25 protein-coding genes and 1 pseudogene are annotated in these 23,426 nt (G+C 69.8%); 10 read left to right on the top strand and 16 right to left on the bottom strand.

What is annotated here, in order from left to right; genetic code table 11:
• Positions 1-85 precede the first annotated feature (85 nt).
• A complete protein-coding gene (locus WBG79_RS21430; protein ID WP_337359261.1) occupies positions 86-448 on the top strand; it encodes a carboxymuconolactone decarboxylase family protein in 363 nt (120 codons plus the stop codon).
• A 63-nt stretch (positions 449-511) separates the two neighbouring features.
• Here the strand turns inward: WBG79_RS21430 and WBG79_RS21425 are convergent, their stop codons facing one another.
• The 4 genes from WBG79_RS21425 to WBG79_RS21410 form a co-directional block, all read right to left on the bottom strand.
• Positions 512-1,132 carry a glutathione S-transferase family protein gene (locus WBG79_RS21425; protein ID WP_337359260.1) on the bottom strand — a complete coding sequence of 207 codons (621 nt, stop codon included), beginning with the start codon at positions 1,130-1,132 and terminating at the stop codon, positions 512-514.
• Positions 1,133-1,250: 118 nt separating this feature from the next.
• Positions 1,251-2,702: an NAD-dependent succinate-semialdehyde dehydrogenase gene (locus WBG79_RS21420; RefSeq protein ID WP_337359259.1), complete on the bottom strand. Its 1,452-nt coding sequence runs from the start codon at positions 2,700-2,702 to the stop codon at positions 1,251-1,253.
• Between the two features lie 97 nt (positions 2,703-2,799).
• A complete protein-coding gene (locus WBG79_RS21415) occupies positions 2,800-3,036 on the bottom strand; it encodes a DUF3072 domain-containing protein (RefSeq protein ID WP_337359258.1) in 237 nt (78 codons plus the stop codon).
• Positions 3,037-3,123: 87 nt separating this feature from the next.
• On the bottom strand, positions 3,124-4,137 hold the full coding sequence (locus tag WBG79_RS21410) for an aldose epimerase family protein (RefSeq protein ID WP_337359257.1): 1,014 nt from the start codon (positions 4,135-4,137) through the stop codon (positions 3,124-3,126).
• Between the two features lie 240 nt (positions 4,138-4,377).
• Between WBG79_RS21410 and WBG79_RS21405 the strand changes: the two genes are divergently transcribed.
• The 8 genes from WBG79_RS21405 to WBG79_RS21370 all read left to right on the top strand — a co-directional run bounded on the left by WBG79_RS21405 (position 4,378) and on the right by WBG79_RS21370 (position 12,245).
• On the top strand, positions 4,378-5,355 hold the full coding sequence (locus WBG79_RS21405) for an ABC transporter substrate-binding protein (RefSeq protein WP_337359256.1): 978 nt from the start codon (positions 4,378-4,380) through the stop codon (positions 5,353-5,355).
• A gap of 1 nt (position 5,356) precedes the next feature.
• Complete coding sequence (locus WBG79_RS21400; protein ID WP_337359255.1) at positions 5,357-6,145, top strand: ABC transporter permease; 789 nt, start codon at positions 5,357-5,359, stop codon at positions 6,143-6,145.
• Positions 6,114-6,857, top strand: a complete 744-nt coding sequence (locus tag WBG79_RS21395; RefSeq protein WP_337359254.1) for an ABC transporter ATP-binding protein — start codon at positions 6,114-6,116, stop codon at positions 6,855-6,857. The genes WBG79_RS21400 and WBG79_RS21395 overlap by 32 nt, the downstream gene beginning before the upstream one ends.
• A gap of 68 nt (positions 6,858-6,925) precedes the next feature.
• On the top strand, positions 6,926-7,870 hold the full coding sequence (locus WBG79_RS21390; protein ID WP_337359253.1) for a quinoprotein relay system zinc metallohydrolase 2: 945 nt from the start codon (positions 6,926-6,928) through the stop codon (positions 7,868-7,870).
• A gap of 411 nt (positions 7,871-8,281) precedes the next feature.
• Positions 8,282-10,087: a lanthanide-dependent methanol dehydrogenase XoxF5 gene (xoxF5, locus tag WBG79_RS21385; protein WP_443147493.1), complete on the top strand. Its 1,806-nt coding sequence runs from the start codon at positions 8,282-8,284 to the stop codon at positions 10,085-10,087.
• A gap of 134 nt (positions 10,088-10,221) precedes the next feature.
• Entirely contained in the window at positions 10,222-10,728 is a 507-nt protein-coding gene (locus WBG79_RS21380) for a c-type cytochrome, methanol metabolism-related (RefSeq protein ID WP_443147492.1), read from the top strand.
• A gap of 5 nt (positions 10,729-10,733) precedes the next feature.
• The gene (locus WBG79_RS21375) at positions 10,734-11,561 is read left to right on the top strand and encodes a substrate-binding domain-containing protein (RefSeq protein WP_337359252.1); all 828 of its coding nucleotides are present in this window, start codon (positions 10,734-10,736) and stop codon (positions 11,559-11,561) included.
• A 126-nt stretch (positions 11,562-11,687) separates the two neighbouring features.
• Positions 11,688-12,245 (top strand): PQQ-dependent catabolism-associated CXXCW motif protein, encoded by a 558-nt coding sequence (locus WBG79_RS21370; protein WP_337359251.1) that lies wholly within the window; start codon positions 11,688-11,690, stop codon positions 12,243-12,245.
• Positions 12,246-12,339: 94 nt separating this feature from the next.
• On the opposite strand, the gene WBG79_RS21365 is transcribed toward WBG79_RS21370, so the two are convergent.
• The 5 genes from WBG79_RS21365 to WBG79_RS21345 all read right to left on the bottom strand — a co-directional run bounded on the left by WBG79_RS21365 (position 12,340) and on the right by WBG79_RS21345 (position 17,081).
• Positions 12,340-13,017, bottom strand: coding sequence for an MBL fold metallo-hydrolase (locus tag WBG79_RS21365; RefSeq protein WP_337359250.1), 678 nt, complete (start codon positions 13,015-13,017; stop codon positions 12,340-12,342).
• Between the two features lie 193 nt (positions 13,018-13,210).
• Positions 13,211-13,687 carry a 2-amino-4-hydroxy-6-hydroxymethyldihydropteridine diphosphokinase gene (folK, locus tag WBG79_RS21360; RefSeq protein ID WP_337359249.1) on the bottom strand — a complete coding sequence of 159 codons (477 nt, stop codon included), beginning with the start codon at positions 13,685-13,687 and terminating at the stop codon, positions 13,211-13,213.
• Entirely contained in the window at positions 13,684-14,049 is a 366-nt protein-coding gene (folB, locus tag WBG79_RS21355; protein WP_337359248.1) for a dihydroneopterin aldolase, read from the bottom strand. Before folB ends, folK begins: the two co-directional genes overlap by 4 nt.
• The gene (folP, locus tag WBG79_RS21350) at positions 14,049-14,813 is read right to left on the bottom strand and encodes a dihydropteroate synthase (RefSeq protein ID WP_337359386.1); all 765 of its coding nucleotides are present in this window, start codon (positions 14,811-14,813) and stop codon (positions 14,049-14,051) included. The genes folB and folP overlap by 1 nt, the downstream gene beginning before the upstream one ends.
• A gap of 180 nt (positions 14,814-14,993) precedes the next feature.
• A complete protein-coding gene (locus WBG79_RS21345; RefSeq protein ID WP_337359247.1) occupies positions 14,994-17,081 on the bottom strand; it encodes a S9 family peptidase in 2,088 nt (695 codons plus the stop codon).
• A gap of 176 nt (positions 17,082-17,257) precedes the next feature.
• Here WBG79_RS21345 and WBG79_RS21340 point away from each other — a divergent pair, with 176 nt between their 5' ends.
• Positions 17,258-18,052, top strand: a complete 795-nt coding sequence (locus WBG79_RS21340; RefSeq protein ID WP_337359246.1) for a quinoprotein dehydrogenase-associated SoxYZ-like carrier — start codon at positions 17,258-17,260, stop codon at positions 18,050-18,052.
• Positions 18,053-18,095: 43 nt separating this feature from the next.
• Here WBG79_RS21340 and WBG79_RS21335 read toward each other — a convergent pair whose 3' ends face one another.
• The 7 genes and pseudogenes from WBG79_RS21335 to pqqA all read right to left on the bottom strand — a co-directional run bounded on the left by WBG79_RS21335 (position 18,096) and on the right by pqqA (position 23,217).
• Positions 18,096-18,473, bottom strand: coding sequence for a hypothetical protein (locus tag WBG79_RS21335; protein ID WP_337359245.1), 378 nt, complete (start codon positions 18,471-18,473; stop codon positions 18,096-18,098).
• The gene (locus WBG79_RS21330; protein ID WP_337359244.1) at positions 18,460-19,149 is read right to left on the bottom strand and encodes a hypothetical protein; all 690 of its coding nucleotides are present in this window, start codon (positions 19,147-19,149) and stop codon (positions 18,460-18,462) included. The genes WBG79_RS21335 and WBG79_RS21330 overlap by 14 nt, the downstream gene beginning before the upstream one ends.
• Positions 19,150-19,166: 17 nt before the next feature.
• Positions 19,167-20,294, bottom strand: coding sequence for a pyrroloquinoline quinone biosynthesis protein PqqE (gene pqqE, locus WBG79_RS21325; RefSeq protein ID WP_337359243.1), 1,128 nt, complete (start codon positions 20,292-20,294; stop codon positions 19,167-19,169).
• A pseudogene (gene pqqC, locus WBG79_RS21320) lies at positions 20,291-21,303 on the bottom strand (pyrroloquinoline-quinone synthase PqqC). The gene pqqE and the pseudogene pqqC (WBG79_RS21320) overlap by 4 nt, the downstream one beginning before the upstream one ends.
• A gap of 167 nt (positions 21,304-21,470) precedes the next feature.
• Positions 21,471-22,187, bottom strand: coding sequence for a pyrroloquinoline-quinone synthase PqqC (gene pqqC, locus WBG79_RS21315; RefSeq protein WP_337359385.1), 717 nt, complete (start codon positions 22,185-22,187; stop codon positions 21,471-21,473).
• Positions 22,188-22,195: 8 nt separating this feature from the next.
• Positions 22,196-23,104, bottom strand: coding sequence for a pyrroloquinoline quinone biosynthesis protein PqqB (gene pqqB / locus WBG79_RS21310; protein ID WP_337359242.1), 909 nt, complete (start codon positions 23,102-23,104; stop codon positions 22,196-22,198).
• A 35-nt stretch (positions 23,105-23,139) separates the two neighbouring features.
• A complete protein-coding gene (pqqA, locus tag WBG79_RS27665) occupies positions 23,140-23,217 on the bottom strand; it encodes a pyrroloquinoline quinone precursor peptide PqqA (protein WP_443147500.1) in 78 nt (25 codons plus the stop codon).
• Between the last annotated feature and the right edge of the window lie 209 nt (positions 23,218-23,426).

Genomic DNA, 23,426 nt, shown 5'->3' with positions numbered 1-23,426 from the left:
CCGCGACAGTCCCCATTGTTTCGCATATTCTAAATTAGTATCTCCTCATGTGAAGGTGCCCGATAGGCACGCTGAGGAGGCGGCGATGATTTCGGATTGGCAGGGGACGACGCGGGATCTCTCGGGCTGGCTCCGAGACCTCCGGGCGGGGGCGCCCGACGTGATGAAGGCCTTCTCGGCCATGGCGCAGTCCGCGCTGGCACCCAAGGCGCTCGACACCAAGACCAAGGAGCTGATCGCGCTCGCGGTCGGGGTGGCGGTCCGGTGCGACGACTGCATCGCGTTCCATGCCAAGGCGGCCGTCGACCAGGGCGCGACCGAGGCGGAGATCGCCGAGACGCTGGCGATGGCGGTCTATATGGGGGCGGGGCCCTCGGTCATGTATGCTAGCCACGCCCTCCAGGCCACCCAGCAATTCGCGATCGCGAAAGCCGGGACGGGCGGCTGACGCGTCCGCGATGCGGCCGGTCCGGGATCGGGGCCCGGGCCGGCCGCTCTCCGCGCAGGGGTGTCAGCCCTCGCGCAGCTTGCGGGCCTTGAGCGCCGCCGGGCGTTCCAGGCAGCGCTCCAGCCAGGCGGCGACGTTGGGGGTCGACGAGAAGTCGAAGCCGTTGAACCAGACGCCGTAGAGCACCGAGGCAACGTTGAGGTCGGCGATCGTGAAGGCGTCGCCGACGAGATAGGGGCTTGCGCCGAGAGCGAGGTCGAGGAGCTGCAGGCGCGGGGTCGCCTCCGCGAGGGCGGCCGCCGCCGCTTCGGCGGAGCGCTTCTCCGGCGCGTACACGAAGGTGTTGTAGTTGTAGCGGCCGATCGGCCGCTCGAGCTCGGTGGCGGCGAAGAAGCTCCACTGCAGGACCTTGGCTTCGGCCTTCGGGTCCGACGGGTAGATCGCCGGTCCGTAGGTCTTGGCGAGATACAGGTTGATGGCAAGCGATTCGGTCACGACCAGGCCGTCGTCCTCGAGGACGGGGACGCGCTTCGCCGGGTTGATCCGGGCGAACCAGGGGGCCGAGACGCTCATCTCGCCGCCGTCGAAGCCGACCGGCACCTGTTCGTAGGCCACGCCGGCCTCCTCCAGGGCCCAGATGTTGCGGAAGCCGCGCGAGCGCGGGATGCCGTAGAGCTTGATCATGAGGACTCCGCCGAAGACGTTTTGGTTTCGCTACGGAACCATGGCACGGCGGCCGGGCCACGGAAAAGGGCGGCCCCGCGCAAAGGCCGCCCTCCGCCAACGCATTCCTGCCGGCCGATCAAAGTCCGCCGATGCAGACGTACTTCATGTCCAGGTAGTCCTCGACGCCGTACTTGGAGCCCTCGCGTCCGAAGCCGGAGTCCTTCACGCCGCCGAAGGGCGCGACCTCGGTGGTCAGCAGGCCCTCGTTGACGCCGACCTGGCCATACTTCAGCGCGCCGGCGACCCGGAAGGCGCGGGCGAGGTCGCGGGTGAAGAAATAGCCGGCGAGGCCGTACTCGGTCGAATTGGCGAGGCGGACGGCCTCCTCCTCGGTCTCGAAGCGGAACAGCGGCGCGACCGGGCCGAAGGTCTCCTCGGAGGCGATGCGCATGTCCGGGGTGGCGTCGCGCAGCACGGTCGGGCTCCAGAAGGTGCCGCCGAGCGGATGCCGGGTGCCGCCGGCGATGACCCGGGCGCCCTTGGCGGTCGCATCGGCCACGTGCGCCGCCACCTTGTCGATGGCCTTGGCGTTGATGAGCGGGCCCTGGGCGACGCCGGGCTCCAGCCCGTTGCCGACCTTCAAGGCCCCGACCGCCTTGGCGAACTTCTCGGCGAAGGCGTCGTAGACCCCGCTCTGGACGAAGAAGCGGTTCGTGCAGACGCAGGTCTGGCCGGAGTTGCGGAACTTGGAGAGGACGGCCTGCTCGGCCGCCCGGTCGATGTCGGCGTCGTCGAAGACGATGAAGGGGGCGTTGCCGCCGAGCTCCATGGAGACCCGCTTCATGTTGGCGATGGCGCGCGAGGCGAGCATCTTGCCGACCGGCGTGGAGCCCGTGAAGGTCAGCTTGCGGACGAGCGGGTTCTCGATGAACTCGTCGCCGATCGGGGCGGCCGTGCCGGTCACGATGTTGACGACGCCGTCCGGCACGCCGGCCTCGGCGGCCAGCACGCCCCAGGCGAGGCCCGAGTACGGGGTGAGCTCGGCGGGCTTGACGACGACCGTGCAGCCGGCCGCGAGCGCGGCGCCGACCTTGCGGGAGATCATCGAGGAGGGGAAGTTCCAGGGCGTGATGCAGGCCGCGACGCCGACGGGCTCGCGCGTGACCAGGATCTTGCGGTTGGCCCAGGGAGACGGGATGACGTCGCCGTAGATGCGGCGGGCCTCCTCGGCGAACCACTGGACGTAGGCGGCCGAAATCATGACCTCGCCCTTGGATTCGGCGAGGGACTTGCCCTGCTCGAGGGTCAGGAGCTCGGCGAGCGCATCGACATTGTCGCGGATCAGGCCGGCGAGCCGGTGCAGGACGGCGCCACGCTCGGCCGCGGTGCGGGCGGCCCAGGCCGGAAAGGCGGCATGGGCGGCCTCGATCGCACGCTTCGTCTCGGCGCGGCCGGCATTCGGGACCGTGCCGATGATCTCGCCGGTGGCCGGATTGTCGACTTCGATCACGGCACCGTTGTCGGCTCCGACCCACTGGCCGCCGATCAGGTTCGCCTCGCGCACCCAGGGGTTCGTCTTCTTGAGCATGGCCGCTGTCCTCCGACGTCACGTGCCGCCGGAATAGTCCTTCGGCGACGGCGGCGCAATGCGGGGTCCAAAAGGAGCGCCCGTCGCAGGGACCGGCTCAGCGGCGGAGCTTCTCCTTCAGGGCGTCGATCCGGCGGGAGGCCTCTGCCTTGGTGAGATCGTCCGCGAAGGTGTCCGGGTCGTGGGCCTCCTCGGACAGGGTCTTGAGGTAGGAAGCCTGGGCCCCCGTCATCGGCTCGTCGCCTGTCACCCAGTCCTCGGGCGGCTTCTCGGTGTTGGACGCCGGATCGGGGTCGAGCTTGGGGTTCGCGGGGTTGTGTTCGGCCTTGGCCATGGCGGTCCTCGTTCCTGGAATGTTCCTGTCTCCAGGAACGTCCGCAGGCGCCGAGGGTTCCCGGCCGGGGCGTCTCGCCGATCCCTCTCAGGGACCTTCGAAGCGGTACTCGGTGAGCTGGCGGTATGTCTGGCCGGGGCGCAGGACGGCGCTGCCGAAGCCCGGGTTGTTGGGGGTGTCGGGGAAGAGCTGCGGCTCCAGGCAGAAGCCGGCATTGGCGCCGAAGTGGCGGCCATGGGTGCCCGTGACGGGCACGTTCATCTTCGTGGCGTCGTAGAACTGGACGCCGGGCTCGGTCGACCAGACCTCGAGGCGGATGCCCGTCTTCGGGCCGGCCGCGCGCGCCATCAGGCGCGGCTCGGCGGCGCGCTCGCGGGCGACGACGAAGTTGTGGTCGTAGCCGACATGGGCGCCCTCCGCGAGATGGCGGATCGGGCGCGGACTGCGGAAGTCGAAGGGCGTCCCGGCGACGGGCGCGATGGCGCCGGTCGGAATGAGGTCCGCGTCCACGGGCGTGTAGGTCTCGGCCGGGATCTCCAGGATGTGGTCGAGCACGGAGCCGTCGCCGTCGAGGTTGAAGTAGCTGTGGGTCGCCAGGTTGACGATGGTCGGGGCGTCGGTGGTGGCGGTCAGCTCCATCCTGAGGAGGCCCGGGCCGGCGACCTCGTAGCGGATCCGGGCCTCGACGGCACCGGGGTAGCCCTGGTCGCCGTCCGGCGAGGAGAAGCCGAAGAGGGCGGAGCGGGGCGTGCGGGCGAGGAGCTTCCAGGGGCGCTTGCCGAAGCCCGTGTTGCCGCCGCCGTGGAGATGGTGCCGGCCAGCTTGGTTCAGGACCAGCTGTTGCTCGACGCCGTCGAGCGTGAAGCGCCCGTTGCGGATGCGGTTGGCGTAGCGTCCCGCGACCGCGCCCATGTGGGAGGAGTGCGCCACGTAGTCCTCGAGCGTGTCGAGGCCGAGCACCACCGGGCGGCCGCCGACCAGCAGGTCGCGGATCGAGGCGCCGTAGCCGATCAGTTCGACGCGCAGGTCCTCCCCGGCGATGGTCACGCGCGGGACGGGCGTGCCGTCCGGCATGAAGCCGAAGATGTCCTCGAGATCCATGTCTTCCTCCCCGTCGTCCTGGCGCCGCGCGAAGCGGTCTCGTCCTGACGACGGAGCATAGCGGCCCGGCCGGAGGCGGCAAGGCGAGCCCGCCCGCACGCGCCGACCCGGGGTCGGCGGAGCACCGTTTCTTATTGATTCCTTATGCCTTTTTTGTCGCAGGCTCGAGGCTTCGACTTGTCTTGGCAGGGCGAATTCTATTTGATCAACGTCGATAACAATTTTTCCGGGAGATCACGTATGGTCGGGCTTTCGCGCAGGCTGGCGATCGGCCTGCTGCTCGCCGTGGCGGTCGCCGCCGGGCCGGCGGCCGCCGCCGAGACGCTCCGGGTCGGGGTGCTGAAGTTCGGCACGGCGAGCTGGGAGCTCGACGTGATCAAGACGAACAAGCTCGACCAGCAGGCCGGCGCCGAGTTCGAGGTGGTCGAGCTCGCCTCCAACGACGCGGCGCGGATCGCCTTCCAGGCCGGGGAGGTGGACACCATCGTGTCGGACGTGCTCTGGGCGGCGCGGCTCAACGCCGAGGGGCGGCCGGTCGTCTACGTGCCCTTCTCGTCGACCGAGGGGTCGATCATGGTGCCCGCCAACTCGCCGGCGAAGTCGATCGGCGACCTCAAGGGCAAGAAGATCGGCGTCGCCGGCGGGGCGCTCGACAAGGGCTGGCTCCTGATCCAGGGCTACGCGCGGCAGACGGCGGGGGTTGACCTCGCCCGAGAGGCCGAGCCGGTCTACGGGGCGCCGCCGCTGCTGCAGCAGAAGCTCGAGCAAGGGGAACTGGACGCGGCGCTGCTGTTCTGGAACTTCGCGGCGCGGCTGGAGGCCAAGGGCTTCCGCGAGCTGATGCCGTTCGACCAGGCGGCGAAGCACTTCGGCGTCAAGGGCGACGTGGCGATGCTCGGCTACGTGTTCCAGGGGAAGGTCGCCGAGAGCCGGCCGGCGGCCGTCAAGGCGCTCGTGGAGGCGTCGCGGAAGGCCAAGGAGATCCTCGCCCGGTCGGATGCCGAGTGGGCGCGGATCCGGCCGCTGATGCGCGCGGAGAGCGATGCCGACTTCGCGGCGCTGAAGCGGCGCTTCGTCGAGGGGATCCCCCGGCGGCCGGTGGCGGAGGAAACCGCGGACGCGGCCCGGATCTACGCCATCCTGGCGGAGATCGGCGGCGACAAGCTGGTCGGGCCATCGAAGACGCTGCCGGCCGGCATCTATTGGACGGGCCTCTGAGATGGCCGAGGGGCGCGGCTCCGGACCGGACGGCTCCCTGTCGGGCCGGGCCGCGCGTCAGGTCGCCTCGCTGCTGGCCCTGGTCGTCCTGTGGGAGGTGGTAGCGCTCGCCACCGGGCGGTCGACCCTGCCCGGCCCCGTGGCGGTGGCGCGCTTCATCGTCGCCGAGGCCCAATCGGGCGACCTCCTTCGCCACATCGGCATCACGCTCGCGCGGGTCGCGGCCGCCTTCGTGGTGGCGATGACGATCGGGTCGGCAATCGGCATAGCCATGGGGCGCTACCGCTCGATCGACCGGATGGCCGACAGCTGGCTGATCGTGCTCCTGAATACGCCCGCGCTCGTCATCACGGTGCTCGCCTATGTTTGGTTCGGCCTCAACGAGGCGGCGGCGATCGGCGCGGTGGCGATGAACAAGATCCCCAACGTGGCGGTCACCCTGCGGGAGGGCGCGAAGGCGCTCGATCCCAAGCTCGACGAGGTGGCGCGGGTCTACCGGCTGTCCTGGGCGACGGCCATGAGGCACATCGTGGTGCCGCAGCTCGGGCCCTATTTCGCCGCCGCCGGCCGGTCCGGCATCGCTCTCATCTGGAAGGTCGTCCTGCTGGTGGAACTGCTCGGCCGGCCGAACGGCGTCGGCTACGCGATCCACCTCTATTTCCAACTCTTCGACGTCACCGCCATTCTGGGCTATTCGGTCGCCTTCGCGGCCGTCATGCTGCTGATCGAGTACGGCTGCGTCCAACCCATCGAGCGCCATGCTGTCCGTTGGCGAATCCGGCCGGCTTGAGGTCCGGATCGACAGGAAGACCTACCACAGCGCCCGCGGGCAGGTCGTCGAGGCCGTTCGCGGGCTCGAGTTCTCCGTGCCCGCCGGGGAGTTCGCCTGCCTGATCGGGCCGTCGGGCTGCGGCAAGTCGACGACGCTCAGGATCCTGCTCGGGCTCGACCGCGACTTCGAAGGCTCCGTGAGGCTGCCGGCCGGCGGCGGGCGGGTCGGCGTCATGTTCCAGGAGCCGCGGCTCCTGCCCTGGCGGACCGTCGAGGAGAACGTCCGCCTGACGCTGCCGGCCGGGCTGGCGCAGCGTTCGCTCGACGATCTCTTCGCCGAACTTGACCTGGAGGATGCGCGCAGCCGCTACACGGGCGAGCTCTCCCTGGGCATGGAGCGGCGGGTGGCGCTGGCGCGCGCGCTCGCTCTCGATCCCGACCTCCTGATCCTCGACGAGCCGCTGGTCTCGCTCGACGACCACACGGCGGCACGGCTGAGGCGCCTGATCGCGGCGGCGACGGAACGGCGGCACGCGACGGTCCTGATGGTCACCCACAACGTCCGCGAGGCGCTCGAGCTCGCCGATACCCTTGTGCTCCTGGCGCCGCGGCCGACCCGGGTGATCGGCACCGTGCAGCTCGACCGGCCGAAGGGCGACAGGCCGGTCGCCTGGCTCGAATCCACCCGGGCCGACCTCGCACGGCGGTTTCCGGGTACCATCGCCGAATAGGCGGGGCCGGTCCCCTCCCGGGCGAGCGGACCGCTGCGGAACGCCTGCGCGCCCTTGGAGTGACTACGATGCGTCATTTTGACCCGAGATCCGCCCTGGCCCGTCTCGCGGCCGTCGCGGCCGCGGTATTTTGCTGCGCTGCGGCATGGGCCGACGAGCCGCTGCCGGTCACCGAGGTGGCGCCCGGCGTCTTCGTCTACCAGGCGCCCTACCAGCTGGCCGCCCCGGCGAACGGCGGCGCGGTCGGCAATGTCGGCTTCGTGGTGGGCGGCGAGGCGGTCGCGGTGATAGACACGGGCGGGAGCGCGGCGGCCGGGCGGCGGCTCTTGGCGGCGGTGCGGGCGCGGACCGACCTGCCGATCCGATACGTGATCAACACGCATTTCCACCCCGACCACACCCTCGGCAACGTCGCCTTCCGGGACGGGACGGCGCGCTTCGTCGGGCACCGGAACCTGCGTGCGGCCCTCGCGGCGCGGGCCCAGACCTACCTCGACAACAACCGCCGCATCGTCGGGGCCGCGGCCTTCGAGGGAACCGAAATCATCTATCCGGACGAGGAGGTCGCCGACACGCGGCGGATCGACCTCGGCGGGCGGACCCTGGTCCTCGAGGCGCAGCCGACGGCGCACACGAACACCGACCTGACCGTCTTCGACGAGGCCACGCGGACCTGGTGGCTCGCGGACCTCCTGTTCGTCCGGCATACGCCTGCGGTCGACGGGAGCATCAACGGTTGGCTCAAGCTGATCGAAAAAGCCAAGACCCGTCCGGCGGATCGCGTGGTTCCCGGACACGGACCGGCGGCGTTGCCGTGGCCGGACGCGATCGCCCCGGAGGAGCGCTACCTGGAGCGACTCCGGCGTGACGTGCGCGCCATGGTGTCGGCCGGGCGCACCATGGCCGCGGCCGCCCGGGAGGCCGGCCTTTCGGAAAGGGACGCCTGGGATCTCTTCGACGACTTCAACGCGCGCAACGCCACGGCAGTGTTCCGGGAGATGGAATGGGAGTAGCGGCCGCGCGGCGGTGGGGAACCCGAAAACCTGCTTCGGCGGCGCAAGTGGCGGATTCCTGATCCCGTTCGGAAAGGCCAATTGCTGCAATGCATTACGCCTGCGGCCGGAACGTGCGACATTCGGTCCTGCCCGTCGGGTGCCGGCAAGGCGTCTCTACGGGAAAGTACGTATTGTGGGGTTCGGTGGGTGTTATTAGGGTCTTCTCAGTCTTCGGCTTCAACCGCCTCATGTCTGGGAGCGTGGGGTGCGGATCGTAGGCCTGACAGGGAAGGGTGCGCCCTGTGTGTAGACCGACTCACGTCCGGTCGTGACACGCTGCCGAAGACGTCGGATCCCGAATTCTGTGTTCGCACGCGAGTGTCTCGACTTCGTGACACGCCGGACGGGCACGCTTGGGAGGAAGCCTATATGATCACCAAGAAAGTTCTGATGGCGCTCGCCGGGTCGGTCGTGCTGACCATGCCCGCGATCGCCAACGATGAAGTCATGAAGCTGACGCAGGACCCCAACCAGTGGGTGCTGCAGACCGGCGACTACGCGAACACGCGCTATTCGAAGCTCAACCAGATCAACAAGGACAACGTGTCGAAGCTCCAGGTCGCCTGGACCTTCTCGACCGGCGTCCTGCGCGGCCACGAGGGCTCGCCGATCGTCGTGGGTGACGTCATGTACGTCCACACGCCGTTCCCGAACATCGTCTACGCGCTCGACCTGAACAACGACGGCCGCATCCTGTGGAAGTACGAGCCGAAGCAGGATCCGTCGGTGATCCCGGTCATGTGCTGCGACACGGTCAACCGCGGCCTGGCCTACAGCGACGGCAAGGTGTTCCTGCACCAGGCCGACACGACGGTCGTGGCGCTCGACGCCAAGTCCGGCAAGGAAGTGTGGAAGGTCGTCAACGGCGATCCGAAGCGCGGCGAGACCAACACCGCGACCGTCCTCCCGGTCAAGGACAAGGTGATCGTCGGCATCTCGGGCGGCGAGTTCGGCGTGCAGTGCCACGTCACGGCCTATGACATGAAGACCGGCAAGAAGGTGTGGCGCGGCTACTCCATGGGTCCGGACGACCAGACCCTGATGGATCCGGTCAAGACCACCCACCTCGGCAAGCCGGTCGGCAAGGACTCGGGCATCAACACTTGGCAGGGCGACCAGTGGAAGACTGGCGGCGGCTGCACCTGGGGTTGGTATTCGTACGATCCGAAGCTGAACCTCATGTACTACGGCTCGGGCAACCCCTCGACCTGGAACCCGAAGCAGCGTCCGGGCGACAACAAGTGGTCGATGACCGTCTGGGCCCGTGACGTCGACACCGGCATGGCCAAGTGGGTCTACCAGATGACCCCCCACGACGAGTGGGACTACGACGGCATCAACGAGATGATCCTGGCGGACCAGGAAGTCGGCGGCAAGATGCAGCCGATCCTGGTGCACTTCGATCGTAACGGTCTTGCCTACACCATGAACCGCGAGACGGGCGATCTGCTTGTCGCCGAGAAGTACGATCCGGTCGTCAACTGGACGACGGGCGTCGACATGAAGAAGGACAGCCCGACCTATGGCCGTCCGGCTGTCGTCGCGAAGTACTCGACCGAGCAGAACGGCGAAGACGTGAACACCAAGGGTGTCTGCCCGGCAGCTCTCGGCACCAAGGACCAGCAGCCCGCTGCGTTCTCGCCGAAGACCGGCCTGTTCTACGTGCCGACCAACCACGTCTGCATGGACTACGAGCCCTTCAAGGTGACCTACACCCCGGGCCAGCCCTACGTGGGTGCCACCCTGTCGATGTACCCGGCCCCGAACAGCCACGGCGGCATGGGCAACTTCATCGCCTGGGACGCCCGCACGGGTAAGATCGTGTGGTCGAACAAGGAGCAGTTCTCCGTGTGGTCGGGCGCTCTGGCCACCGCCGGTGACATCGTCTTCTACGGCACCCTCGAGGGCTATCTGAAGGCGGTCGACTCCCAGTCGGGCAAGGAACTCTACAAGTTCAAGACCCCGTCGGGCATCATCGGCAACGTGATGACCTACTCCAACAAGGGCAAGCAGTACGTCGCCATCCTGTCGGGTGTCGGCGGCTGGGCGGGCATCGGCCTCGCGGCCGGCCTCACCGATCCGAACGCCGGTCTCGGCGCGGTCGGCGGCTACGCGGGTCTGACCAGCTACACCGCCCTCGGCGGCACGCTCACGGTCTTCACGCTTCCGAACTAAGACCTTAGATCATCTGCGACATCTGGCCCGGCGTCATTGAGTTGACGCCGGGCCTTTTTGACTTAAATAAGAAGCCGCAACATCTGGTGCCTCGTGTGGCGTCGACAACGCGTTGGTCTGGGAGAGAACGCGCCATGTTTAGCAAGAAGTCGGCTTGTCTTATGGTTTTCTTAGGCGCTGCGGCGCTGGCCGCGCCTTTGCAAGCCGGGCCGGCGGTGAAGGTCGAGGAAGGCAAGTACCAGGACAAGGACGGGAATCCGACCTGGAACAAGACCGAGGACGGCACCTGGGATTGGTACACCTTCTCGGGCTATCGCCGGTATCATGCCGAGTGCCACGTCTGCCACGGCCCTGACGGCGAGGGCAGCACCTATGCGCCGGCGCTGCGCGAGTCTCTCAAGACCATGACGTACGACCAGTTCCAGGAGACCGTGGTCAACGGCCGCGTGGTCCATACGTCGGGCAAGGAAAGCGTCATGCCCGCCTTCGGCACCAACAAGAATGTCATGTGCTACCTCGACGACATCTACGTGTACCTGAAGGCCCGGGCCGACGGAGCGCTGCCGCGGACGCGGCCGGAAAAGCGCGAGCCGAAGCTCGACTCCATCAAGAAGTACGAAGACGCGTGCATCTCGGGATGATGCCCATGGCAAGGCCGGTTCTCGCCGCCCTCGCCCTCGCCCTCCTGGGCGTCCCGGCCGCCGCTCAGCAGCGGCCGGCGGTGGTCTCCGACGACGCCTTCCGGGTGTGCGGCGACCCGGCGAACCTGCCCTACTCCAATCAGGCGGAGGAGGGCTTCGAGAACAAGATCGCGCATCTGGTGGCCGACGAGGTCAAGCTGCCGCTTCGATACTACTGGATGCCGACCGGACCCGGCTTCGTGCGTAACACGCTGGGTACCAAGCTCTGCGACGTGATCATCGGCTACGCCTCCGGTGCCGACGTCGTGCAGAACACCAATGCCTACTACAAGTCGTCCTACGTGCTGGTCACCAAGGCGGGCGGCCCGCTCGACGGCGTCGACCAACTCGGAGACGAGCGGCTGAAGGACAAGCGGATCGGGCTGGTCGCCGCGACCCCGCCGGCGGACTACATGCTGCGCTACGGGCTTCTGGCGAAAGCCAAGTCCTATCCGCTGGTGGTCGATCGCCGCTACGATTCGCCGTCCGAGGCGATGATTGCCGACCTCGTCTCCGGGGAGACCGACGCGGCCATCCTGTGGGGACCGAACGGCGGCTACTGGGCCAAGAAGTCCGGGGCTCCGCTCGCCGTCACCCCGCTCCTGAAGGAGAAGGACGGCCCGCCGATGAGCTTCCGCATTACCTTCGGGATCCGCCACGGCGAACTCGAATGGAAGCGTCGCCTCAACGAGCTGATCGCCAAGAAACAGGGCGCCATCGACCAGATCCTGCTCGACTACGGCGTGCCGCTGGTCGACGATCTGGACCGGCCCATCACCAAGGCCCGGGGCTGACGAGCGTTGCCGAACGGTGCCCGCACCTGACGGGTGCGGGGCCGTCCCGGCCGGGTGAGCCGTCCCGCCTTCGGCAGCGGCGGTCCGGGCGCTTGAGGTTCGGAATGTCCGGGGAGGCACGGTCGCATGCGAAGGCTCCGCAAGGTCGTTCCCCTTCTCTTCATCGGGGTGTTCGTGCCGGTCGCTTTCGCCTCGGCCGCGGAGCCGCCGCAGGAGCCTCACGGCTACAAGATGGACGACTTCCGCTCGCCGACGCCGGCCACCCTGCAGGGCGCCGGGGTGGTCGACAGCGACGAGGCCTACGAGATCTGGAAGAAGGGCGGGACCGTCTTCGTCGACGTGCTGCCGCGTGCGCCCAAGCCGCCGAACCTGCCGCCCGGCACGATCTGGCGCGACAAGCCGCGCAAGAACATCCCCGGGTCGGTCTGGCTGCCGAACGTCGGCTATGGCGCGCTGTCGCCCGAGATGGACCGCTACTTCCGGGACGGGCTGGAGGCCGCGACCTCCGGCGACAAGGCGAAGCCGGTGCTCTTCTACTGCCTGCGCGACTGCTGGATGAGCTGGAACGCCGCGCGCCGTGCCATGCTCGAATACGGCTATACGGCCGTCACCTGGTTTCCGGACGGGACCGACGGCTGGGAGGAGTTCAACAACCCCGAGGAGCTTTCCCAGCCGCGACCCTAAGGCTGTCCCGGGCACGATCCTGACGGGCCGCCGAAGGGCCGGGCTCGCCGCCCAGGCCGAGAAAGGGAGAGGCGCGCTCGCCTCCGGCCGCGTTTCAGGGCAGCGGCTCGAAGGCGAAGCCGTCGCCGCCCGACGTCACGCGGCCGAAACCGGTGTGGCCGCCCGCGACGATCCATTGCTCGCCGGCGCAACGCGCGAGGAGGCTGCGGCGGGTTTCTGCTGCGAGCGCGGGATCGAAATCGTAGACCAGACCGAGATCCGGGTCCGCGACCTGAAGCTCCGGGAGGTGAACGACGTCGCCCCAGAGCAGAAGCGCGCCGGCACCCTCGCCAAGGCGGTAGCCGGCGTGGCCGGGTGTGTGCCCCGGGAGGGCCACACAGTCGAGCCCCGGCACGACCGGGCCTTCGGGAAGGGCCCGGATCCGACCGTCATAGGCGCTGGTCAGGGCCGCGGCCATCCTGAACCCGGATCGTCGATCCGGGTGGGTTCGCTCCCGTGCCGCCGGGTCTGTGAAGAAGGCCAGCTCGGCGGCGGGCACCATGACGGTTGCGCGCGGGAAACAGGCGCGGTCCTCGTCGAAGAGACCTCCGGCGTGGTCGCTGTGCAGGTGTGTCAGGCACACGGCCTCCACGTCTTCTGGACGGATGCCCATCCCAGCCAAAGCCGGGCGGATTCGGCCAAATCCCGTCCCGAGGGCCGGCCCTCCTCCCGCATCGACCAGGGTGATGCCACCGGACAGCCGGAGCGCGAAGGCGTTCACGTCCAGCGGCATGCGTCCGCCGGGGTACCGCTCCGCCGCTTTGCTGCGGGGCGCAGCTCCCCCCGGGTGGAGCAGAGCCTCCGTGGAGGCCTCGAACACTCCGTCACATAGTCTTTGAACGGTGAAGCCTGCGATCGAACGGCTGGTCATCGGAGCGGCTCGGTATCCGGGGCGGGCGGCAAAGCTACCAGCCTCTTCCGTAACGTCAATCGGCAAGTCGCCGGATGCCCTCGCGCTCGACCCGCGCCGAAACGTCGCCGACGCGCTCGCCCTTGACCACGAGGTCCGGGGCGATCTCGGCGAGGGGGACGACCACGAAGGCGCGCTCCAGCATGTAGGGGTGGGGCACGACGAGGCCTGGGCGGTCGATCGTCTCGTCGCCGTAGGTCAGGATATCGATATCGACCGTGCGAGGGCCCCACTTCTCCGTTCGCCGGCGGCCGAACTCCTGTTCGATCTTCAGAACGGTCGCCAGCAGCTCGTCGGCCGACAGGGCCGTGTCGATCGCCACGCAGGCATTCACGTAGGCGGGCTGGTCGAGCTTGCCCCAGGGCGGGGTCTCGTAGTCGGCGGACCGGGCGGCGACCCGGGCGCCGGACTCCTCGAGACGGCGCAGCGCCGCCGCCAGGGTGGCGCGCACGTCGCCGATGTTGCCGCCGAGGCCGAGGTAGGCGCGCGTCATTCCCGGCCCCGGACGATCTCGATGGTGACGCCGTCCAGGATGGTCGGGATCGGGGCGGCCGGCTTCTCGACGCGCACCGAGACCTCGTGGATCGCCGGGAATCCGGCCAGGATCTCGCGGGCGACGCGCTCGGCGAGCGCCTCGATCAGGTGGAAGCGCTGGCCGGTCGCGACGGTGACGACGATATCGGCGAGCTGGTCGTAGGAGGCGGTCCTGTGCCAGTCGTCGCTCTCGCCCGCGGGGCGCAGGTCGAGGCGGCAGTCGAGGGAGATGTAGAATCGTTGCCCCAGCCGCTCCTCCTCGGGAAAGACCCCGTGGTAGGCGTAGACGGCGATCCGCGAGAGCATGATCCGATCGGACATCAGCGTTTTCCCAGGATGGCGTCGGCGACGCGGGCGGCCTCCTTGTGGGCCAGCACGTCGTGAACGCGGATGATGTCGGCCCCGTTCACGATCGAAACCACGTTCGACGCCAGGGTGCCGTTGATGCGCTCGCGCGGGGTACGGTCGAGCAGCTTGCCGATCAGCGACTTGCGCGAGGTGCCGACCAGCAGGGGGAAGCCGAGGGCCTTCAGTTCGGGCAGGCGCCGCAGGGCCTCGAGGTTCTGCTCGAAAGTCTTGCCGAAGCCGATGCCCGGGTCGAGCACGACCTGGCTGTCCGGGATGCCCGCGGCGCGCGCGATGGCCAGCGTCCGGTCGAAGAAGGCCTTGATGTCGGCGACGATGTCGAGCGTGCCGTCGACCTCGGTCCGGTTGTGCATGGCGATCACCGGGGCGCCGAACCCGGCCGCCACGCGTGCGATCTCCGGGTCGCGCTGCAGGCCCCAGACGTCGTTCACGATCTTCGCCCCGGCGGCGAGGGCGGCGCGGGCGGTGGCGGCCTTGTAGGTGTCGATCGAGATCGGGACGGAGACTTGAGGCGCGACCGCTCGAAGGACCGGCAGGACGCGCGCGATCTCGTCTTCGGCGGAAATCGCCGTGTGGCCGGGCCTCGTCGATTCGCCGCCGATGTCGAGGATGTCGGCGCCCTCCGCCACGAGTTCGTGGGCGTGCGCCACGGCGACCGCGGCGTCGAAGAAGAGCCCGCCGTCCGAGAAGCTGTCGGGCGTGACATTGAGGATGCCCATCACGAGGGTGCGCCGGCCCAGGTCCGGCAGGCAGGCGATCCGGGGCTCGGCTCCGTTCGCGTCGGTCACTTCGGTTCTCCCGCGGATGCGCCGGTCGGCCGGCGTCTCTCGGCAGGATGCTATAGCGGATCTTCGGGGCAAGATCCCGGTCCGTCTTCGCCGCAGGTGCGCGCGGCCCGGTCAGGGCGCGGGCGGGCGCGCAACCCGGGACCCGGCGGCGGCCCGGGCCGCGGCGGCCGCCTTCGCCGGGGTATCGGCCCGGGCCGGCGCGGCCGGCTCGGGGCGCGGCGTGGCGCGGACGACCTCGGCGACGGTTTCGTCGGGTTCACCGAGCGCGCAGGCGAGCCCGGCCCTGACCCCCTGGACGAAGAGGCCGTGCCGCTTGTCGTCCCACGCGGTGGTCTCGATGAGGCGATGACGGATCCCCCGCTTCGCGAGGCGCGCCACGAAGTCGTCGGTGGTCGCGGCCGGGACCTGGGTATCGGCGCGGTCGACCAGGAAGATCGGCCGCACGGGCCGTGCCGGGTCGATTCGCGGCACGGCGTCGGCCGGGTCGTAGTTGCGCCTCAGCCACTCGGGCGGCGGCTCCCGGCCGCCGTTGCGCAGGCGGTAGAGGAGGCGGCGAGAGGCATCGCCGGAGGCCGAGACGACGCAGCCGAGGTCGCCGCGCAGGGGCAGAAGGCTAGCCGCGATGCCGCCCCCGCCCGACTGGCCGACGACGTGCAGGGTCCGCAGGCCGTGACGATCCTTGATGGCGTCGAGGGCCGCCCCGACGAGGTCGAGCTCGCGGCGGGTATGCCGGACTTCCAGTTCGCGGCCGGAGGAGCCCTGGGCGCCCGGCCGGGCGAGATAGAGGACGGGCGCGCCGAACAGGCGGGCGTTGCGGTCCACCATGGCTTGCAGGACGTCGGCGGTGACCTTCTCGTAGTTCTCCGGTGCGGCCGCCTTGCCGTCCGGCCCGGCATGGACCTGGTCGCCCTGCATCAGGACGAGGGCCTCCGGGCGGAAGCCGCCCGCCTCGGAATAGTAGTAGCGCAGGCACTCCGGACGGCCTCCGGGGCGGACCCAGACCGCGAAGGCATGCTTCCGGCAGTCGGCCTCGTCGGCGCGCAGGCCTTCCAGGAGCGCCTTGGCCGAAAAGGCCTCGCCGGCCGGGGTGGGGACCGGGCCGCCCCCGGCGGGCCCGGCAGGCCCCGGAGGCGCCAGCTTCGCGGTGTCGGGCGTGGCGGGACGCGCGTCCGGGTCGGGCTTGCGGGCCGCATCCGGCGCGGAGGGCCTGAGGCGGATCGCGGCCACCGTGCGGGCGATCTCGTCATCGCCCTGGCCGCGGGCGCAGTCGATCGCGGCGCGGATGGCGTGCGGCGCGACGGCCACCTTCAGGCTATCGGTCGCCGTCACGTCGAGGCGGCGGACGGGGAGCCCGGCGCGCTGCGCCTCGGTCACGAAGGCGTCGAGAACGGACGGGGCGACCACCGTGTCGGCCGGGTCGCCGACCACGAAGGCGCGGCGGTCCCGAGCGGGAACGAGGGCCGCGAGGAGGTCGAGCGGGTCCAGGAGACGTCGGGCGTCGAGCGGGTCCAGGGTCTTGGCGCCGAGGCCGATCTGCCGCTTGAAGGCGAGCGGGGCGGACCCGGCGGCGACGCAGCGCACGTCGGGACGGGTCAGGGCGAGCGCCATGGCGAGGTTGCCGCCTGAATTCCAGCCGGCCAGATGGAGGGCGGAGAAGCCGTGGCGCGCCCGAATGGCATCGAGGGCGGCCCCGAGGATGCGGAACTCGCGCTTGCTGTTGCGGTCGGCGGGCTCGCGGCCGGAGGATCCGTAGGTCCCCGGACGGGCGAGGATGATGTAGGGCCCGCCGTAGACGCGGCTCCAGGAGGCGGCGACGCGCTCGAGCGCGGCCGGGGTCTCGGCGGCGTAGAAGGCCGGCGCCGTCCAGCCGCCCCCCGGGACTGAGAGTGCGAGCGCGCCGCGCAGGAACACCACGGGATCGCTGCGATCGCCCCCGGCCTCGGAGAGGAAATAGCGCACGCAGGCGGGCACCCGGTCGACCTCGACCCAGACCGCCCGCGGGTCCGCCCGGCAGGCGGCCTCGTCCGCTTTCACGCCCTCTACCAGGTCGCGGCCCGAGAAGGGCACGTCCGGGGCCGGCGGGCGTTGGGCTTCGACCGGGAGCGCACCGACCGCCGGCGGCTGGGCCTCCTCGGCGCCGGCGGGTCCCCGGGCCAGGATCTCCAGGGCGAGAAGGGCGGTGGCGATACGCAGGATCATGACGCGGCCGGATCCGCTCCCCTTCCCCCCGATCGACAGGAACTCTGGCAGAGGCGGGAGGCGCGGTCCAGGGGCGGTGCGGGGCTGGGGGCGGCGCGGATGCGACCACACGGAGACTTGTTCGTGGACGCGTGCACATTAGGTATAGTTGATCGACCGGAGTCTGGGAGGACGAGATGGCGAAGCATCACTGGATGGGCATGCTCGTGGGCGCTGCGATTCTGGCGGGAGCGCCGGGCGGTGCCTCCGCGCAGGACCAGGCGACGTGGAACGGCCTGAAGACCGACGTCTTCGGCGCGCGGTCCATCCAGGACGGCACGGGCGTGCTCTCCCTCTCCACGCCGGTGCGGGCCGAGGATGCGGCGCTGGTGCCGGTGGAATTCAATGTCGCGCTGCCGGCCGGCGACACCCGGACGGTGAAGTCGGTGACGCTGATCGTCGACGAGAACCCGGCGCCCGTGGCGGCGACGTTCCGGTTCGCCGAGGGGCAGCGCGAGGTCGGGCTTTCGACCCGGGTGCGGGTGAACAGCTACTCGTTCGTCCGCGCGGTGGCCGAGACGAGCGACGGCTCGCTCTACATGACGGCGAACTACGTTAAGGCCTCGGGCGGATGCTCGGCGCCCGCGGGCAAGGATCCGGCCGAGGCGATGGAGAACCTGGGCCGCATGAAGTTCCGCACCTTCGCGGAGGGGCCGAAGTCGGAGGCGCAGATCCAGATCCGGCATCCCAACAATTCGGGCCTGCAGATGGACCAGGTGACGCGGCTCTACGTGCCGGCTTGGTTCGTGCGTCACGTGACCGTGAAGCAGGGCGAGAAGCCGGTCTTCTCGATGGAGGGCGGCATCTCGATCTCGGAGGACCCGACCTTCCGCTTCTCCATGCCGTCGAACGGCGAGCCCGTGAAGGTCGAGGTGACCGACACGGAGAACAAGGTCTTCTCGGGAACCTTCGACGCCAAGTCGGGAAGCTGACGGGGCCGGCCCCGGCCGCCGGCGGCCATGGGCCGTCGGCGCTTCAGGGGAAGCAGCGGATCTCGGCTTCGGCCTGGGCGCGACGGAGATCCGCGATGAGGTCGTCGTAGACCGCGGTCGAGCGGAAGGTGCTGGCCGCCTGGCCGACGCCCTGGCGCATCATCAGGATCGTCTCGGCCTGCTCGTACTTGTCGTAGGGCAGGATCGAGGCGACCACGTCCACCGAGCAGGCGCAGCGCGTCAGGGCCTCGCGGGTCTGGCCGTTGGCGGCCATGCAGGCGAAGACGTAGTCGGCACGCGCCGCCGTCGGGAAGTCGTTCGGGGTGCCCGGGTCGACGCCGGACTGGGCCAGGGCGGGGGTGGCCGCCAGCGCGAGCCACAGGCCGAGCGCGGCGACGGAACGGCGATCACGGATCGACATAGCGGGTGACCTCCTCGAGGATCGGTTCGCCTCCGGCCGGATCCGGAGTCGTGATGCGGATCTCGTATATGGAGCCCGGCACCTCGTCCGATACGGTGAATGTGTAGGTGGTGGCCGCGAAGGCGCCGAACCGCGCCTTCTGGGGATCGTTCTCGAAGGGCCTGACGACGAAGCGCAGGGCGTCGACGTCGCGGCCCGCGACCTTCACCTTGACCGGTTCGGACTGCGCGGCGTCGCGCATGCCGGCACGGATCCCGTTCTTGAAGTAGCGCGCGTTGCCGCCGAGGATCTTGGAGAAGTCGCCGAGGTGATACTCGAGCATCATGATGGCGAGCGGATTGAACGACACGTCGTCGAAGGGTCCGGCGGCCCGGTGCATGGGGCCCTTGAAGAGCGTGACGACCACGTTGCGGGTCGCGGGCGACTTGCCCGGCTCGAGCTGCAACTCGACGACGTCCTTGAAGGACGGCCGCGTCCGCTCCGCGTCCTTGCTCGCCCGGCTGTAGCTGTAGACGATGCGGGCGTCGGGGGCCGTCTTGCGGAAATGCTCCGCCTCGAAAAGATAGGCGCCGACGTCGGCGGCGGTCTCGGCGGCGGCGGGCGCCACGATCACGGGAGCGGGGGCCGCGGCCAGCAGGGCGGCCGCGATGGCCCACACGAAACTCGATTTCCGCACTTCTGCTCTTCCTCCGCTTATTCTGCCGTTTCGCGGACCTTGGCAGACATTTCGCGGTATTGGTATGGCGGCGGTGTCGCAGCCACGGATTCCGCCTCCGCCAGGGCGACCATCCGGTGGTGGAAGGGCGACTTGTGGCAGGCCGGGTCGGTGGCGGCGGCATCGCCCGCGAGCGCCAGCGCCTGGCAGCGGCAGCCGCCCCAGTCGACCTCGGCGCGCTCGCAGGTCCGGCACAGTTCCGGCATCCAGTCGGTGCCGCGGTAGGCCGTGAAGGCCGGGGAATGGAGCCAGATGTCGCGCAGCGAATGCTCGCGCACGTTCCAGAACTCCAGGCCCGGAATCGTCTCGGCGGCGTGGCAGGGCAGCGCCTTGCCGGAGGGCGTGACGTTCAGCGAGCGCCGGCCCCAGCCGCCCGAACAGGCCTTCGGGTACTTCGCGTAGTAGTCCGGGATGACCATGTCGATGACGAGCCGGCCCTCCAGGCGACGACGCGCCTCCTCGACGATCGCGATGGCGGCGTCGACCTCGGGCTTGGCCGGCATGAGTGCGGCGCGGTTGCGGTAGGCCCAGCCGTAGTACTGGGTGTGGGCGACCTCCAGCCGCTTGGCCCCCATGGCGAGCGCGAGCTCGACCAGGGCGTCGACCTGGAGGATGTTGGCGCGATGGATGACGGCGTTCAGGGTGAGCGGCAGGCCGGCGTCGACGACCCAGCGGGCGACCTCGCGCTTCTTGTCGAAGGCGCCGCGGTAGCCGGCGACATGGTCGTTCACCGGCGCGTCGGCACCCTGGATGGAGAGCTGCACGTGGTCGAGCCCGGCGTCGACCAGGCGCCGGAGGAGATCCGCCGAGACGCCGACCCCGGAGGTGATCAGGTTGGAATAGATGCCCGCCTCCGCACAGGCGCGCGTCAGCTCGACGATGTCGCGCCGGGCCGTCGGCTCGCCGCCGGAGAGGTGGGCGTGCAGGACGCCGAGGGCCGCGGCTTCGCGGAAGACGCGGGTCCAGGTCTCGGTGTCGAGTTCCGCGGAGCGCCGGTCGAGCTCGGTGGGGTTCGAGCAGTAGGGGCACTTCAGCGGGCAGCGGTGGGTCAGCTCGGCCAGGATGCCGAGGGGCGCGGGGACGGAGACGGGGCGGGGAGCGGTCACAGGTCGAGCACCCTCTTCTGCGCGAGATCGGTCAGCATGGCCTCGACATCGCCGGCGATGACGGCCGGATCCTCCGCGTAGGCGGCGGCGATGCCGGCCACCACGGCGGCGAAGTCCCGGGTCCCGTCGCAGAGCTTCAGGATCTCGGCCGCGGTCGCGTCGATCTGGAAGGCGCGTTCGGGGGCGAGCAGCATCCAGGTGTCGCGGACCGTGTCGAAGCGGAGCTTCACGCCGCGCGGGAGCTTCGGGATGCTGGTCGGGGCGATGGCCATCAGGAGGTGTCTCCAGGCAGGAAGGCGCCGGGGGGCGGCAGCTTCGGATCGACATAGGCGGCGTAGAGGGCGTCGAGCTGGGCCCAGAGCACGTCGCACTTGAAGCGCATGGCGGCGAGCGCGGCCTCCTGGGACTCCGGCGTGACCGCGTGGCGCTGGACATAGGCGAGCGCGAAGTCGGCGTCGCGGGACGAGCGGGCGAGGCGCGCGTCGAAGTAGGAGAGCGTCTTGCGGGCGATGAAGTCGTAGTTGGCCAGCATGCCCGACATCCGCTCGGAGGCGACCGTGGCGGAGAAGAGCTCGGTCAGCGACGAGGCGACGGCCTCCAGGGCCGAGCGCTCGCGCACGAACTGCAGGTAGGCGTCCACGGCGAAGCGGGTGGCCGGCAGGACGCCCTCGAAGGCGAGGACCGCGGCGCGCTCCAAGCCGAGGCCGTCGGTCAGCTTGAGCCAGCGCTCGAGCCCGCCCTCGCCCTCCGCCTCGCCGTCCTGCTCCTCGATGCGCCGCCGCCAGGCGCGGCGGTCGGCCGGGTCCACCAGACGGGAGAGGACGAGCGCGTCCTTCACCGGGATCATGGCCTGGTAGTAGGTCCGGTTGAGCGCCCAGGCCTGGACCTGGCCGCGGGTGAGGCGGCCGGCATGGAGGAGGCGGTGGAACGGATGCAGGTGGTAGTAGCGGCGCGCCGCGACCTGGCGGAGCTCGGTTTCCAGGTCGGCGGGGGAGAGGAGGCGGCTCATCGGAAGGCCCTCGCGGCGCACAGGATCGCGCCGGGCCCCAGATGTAGCACGCGTCAGGGTCGCGTCACCGGGGCCGCGGCGGCGTCCGGGCGGGGGCGCGGCGGCGGACGTCCCGGTCCCGCCCGGGGCGAGGGCGGCGAGGGCGGTTGCGCTCATGGCGGGCCGCCTCACGTCGGCCGGAAAGCCCCGGGCGGGATCATTCCCGGGTCGACATAGGCGAAGTAGAGGTTGTCGAGCTGGGTCCAGAGGACTTCCGTCTTGAAGGTGAGGGCCCCGATGGCGGCCTCTTGCTGCTCCGGCGTCCTGGCGTTGCGGCGGACATAGTCCAGGGCGAAGTCGGCGTCGCGGGGCGCCTGGTCGAGGCGGCGGCGGAAGTAGGCGATGACCTTCTCGTCGATGAAGTCGTAGTGCTCGAGCATGCCGGAGATCCGCTCCTCGTGGAGCTTCGGGGCGAAGAGTTCGGTCAGCGACGAGGCGACCGCCTCCAGGAGCGACTTCTCGCGCACGAAGTGGACATAGGCCTCGACGGCGAAGCGGGTCGCCGGCAGGGCGCCGCGCCTGGACATGACGTAGTCGCGGTCGAGGCCGAGGCCGTCGGTGAGGACCAGCCAGCGCTCGATGCCGCCGAAGTCCCCCTCCTGGCCATCGTGGTCGGTGATCCGGTGCAGCCACTCGCGGCGGAGCTCCCGGTCCTCGCAGCGGGCGATCAGGCTCGCGTCCTTGCGCGGGATGGCGGACTGGTAGCAGTAGCGGTTGAGCGCCCAGGCCTGGACCTGGCCCTTGTTCAGCTTGCCGCCGTGCAGCAGGTGATGGAACGGGTGGAGGTTGTGGTAGCGCTCGGCGCCGACCTTGCGCAGGGCGGCCTCGAGCTCGTCGGGGGTCATCAGGCGGGTCACGGCGTCACCTCCAGCCCGTCGTGGGCGATCTCCCACCCCTCGGCCTCGATGGCGCGCCGCTCGGGCGAGCCTTCGATCAGGACCGGGTTGGTGTTGTTGATGTGGACATAGATGCGGCGGCCGACGGGGACGCGCGCGAGCGCGGCGGCGCTGCCGGAGGGACCCGACATGGAGACGTGGCCCATGCGGGCGCCGGTCTTGGTTCCGAGGCCCTCCCGGATCATTTCGTCGTCGCTGTAGAGCGTTCCGTCGAAGAGCAGCGCGTCGGCGCCGGTGATGCGGGCGGCGAGGTCGGGCGTCACGCGGGCGCAGCCGGGGACGTAGACGAGGCGCCGGCCGGCGGCGCGGATCTCGACCCCGACCGTGTTCTCCCCCTCCTCGCCGAGTCCGAGGGCCTCGTCCTCCCGCCAGAGCGGCAGCTTGCCGGGAACCGGGAAGATCTCCGCCGAGAGCCCGGGCACCGGCTCGAAGCGCCGGCCGAAGACGACCGGGCGGCGGGGGACCAGATCGTCGGCGACGACCGAGAAGACCTTGTTGTCGGCGAGCGAGGCCAGCGTCACCTCCGTGCCGTAGAGGTCGAAGGGCTGGCGCTCACGGAGTGTGAGGAGCCCGGTCACGTGGTCGACGTCGCCGTTGGTGACGAGCACGGCCGAAATCGGCGAGTGGCGGAGGCCGTCGCGCGGGTGCAGGGCCGGGGTGGACCAGATCTGCTGGCGCAGGTCCGGCGAGGCGTTGAGGAGGAGCCAGCTGTCGCCGTCCGCGGTGACGGCGAGGCTCGACTGGCTGCGGGGCCGAACGAGGCCGGTGCCGCGCCAGGCGAGCGCGCAGACGCGGCAGCGGCAGTTCCATTGCGGAACGCCGCCGCCGGCCGCGGAGCCGAGCACGATGGCGCGAAGGCCTGTCATGTCACCCTCGTCCATGGGGCTCGGCCCTCGTCACCTCAGTACTCCGGCGGGAAATAGCCGTTGATCTCGAGGCCGACGCAGATTTCCTGGACGAGGGGCTTGGTCCAACGCATGGTGATTTTCCTCCTTAGGGATAATCTTATGGTCTCCTAAATATAAGAGAACCATAAGATCCTAGTCATCTCCCTCCGACTGGGGAGATACACTTATAATTGGGTAGAACGTCGGGAAAGCAAGAAAAATACGCTAAGAAGTTTCCAGGCTGCCTCAGAGGCATCTTAAGAAAATCATAAGCCTAAACGTAATGGGACCGGGGCCTTCC

The organism is Prosthecomicrobium sp. N25 (assembly GCF_037203705.1).
Classification (GTDB): Bacteria; Pseudomonadota; Alphaproteobacteria; order Rhizobiales; family Ancalomicrobiaceae; genus Prosthecodimorpha.
Note: the sequence above shows the minus strand (reverse complement) of the source record. Positions and strands in the feature narration are given on the sequence as shown.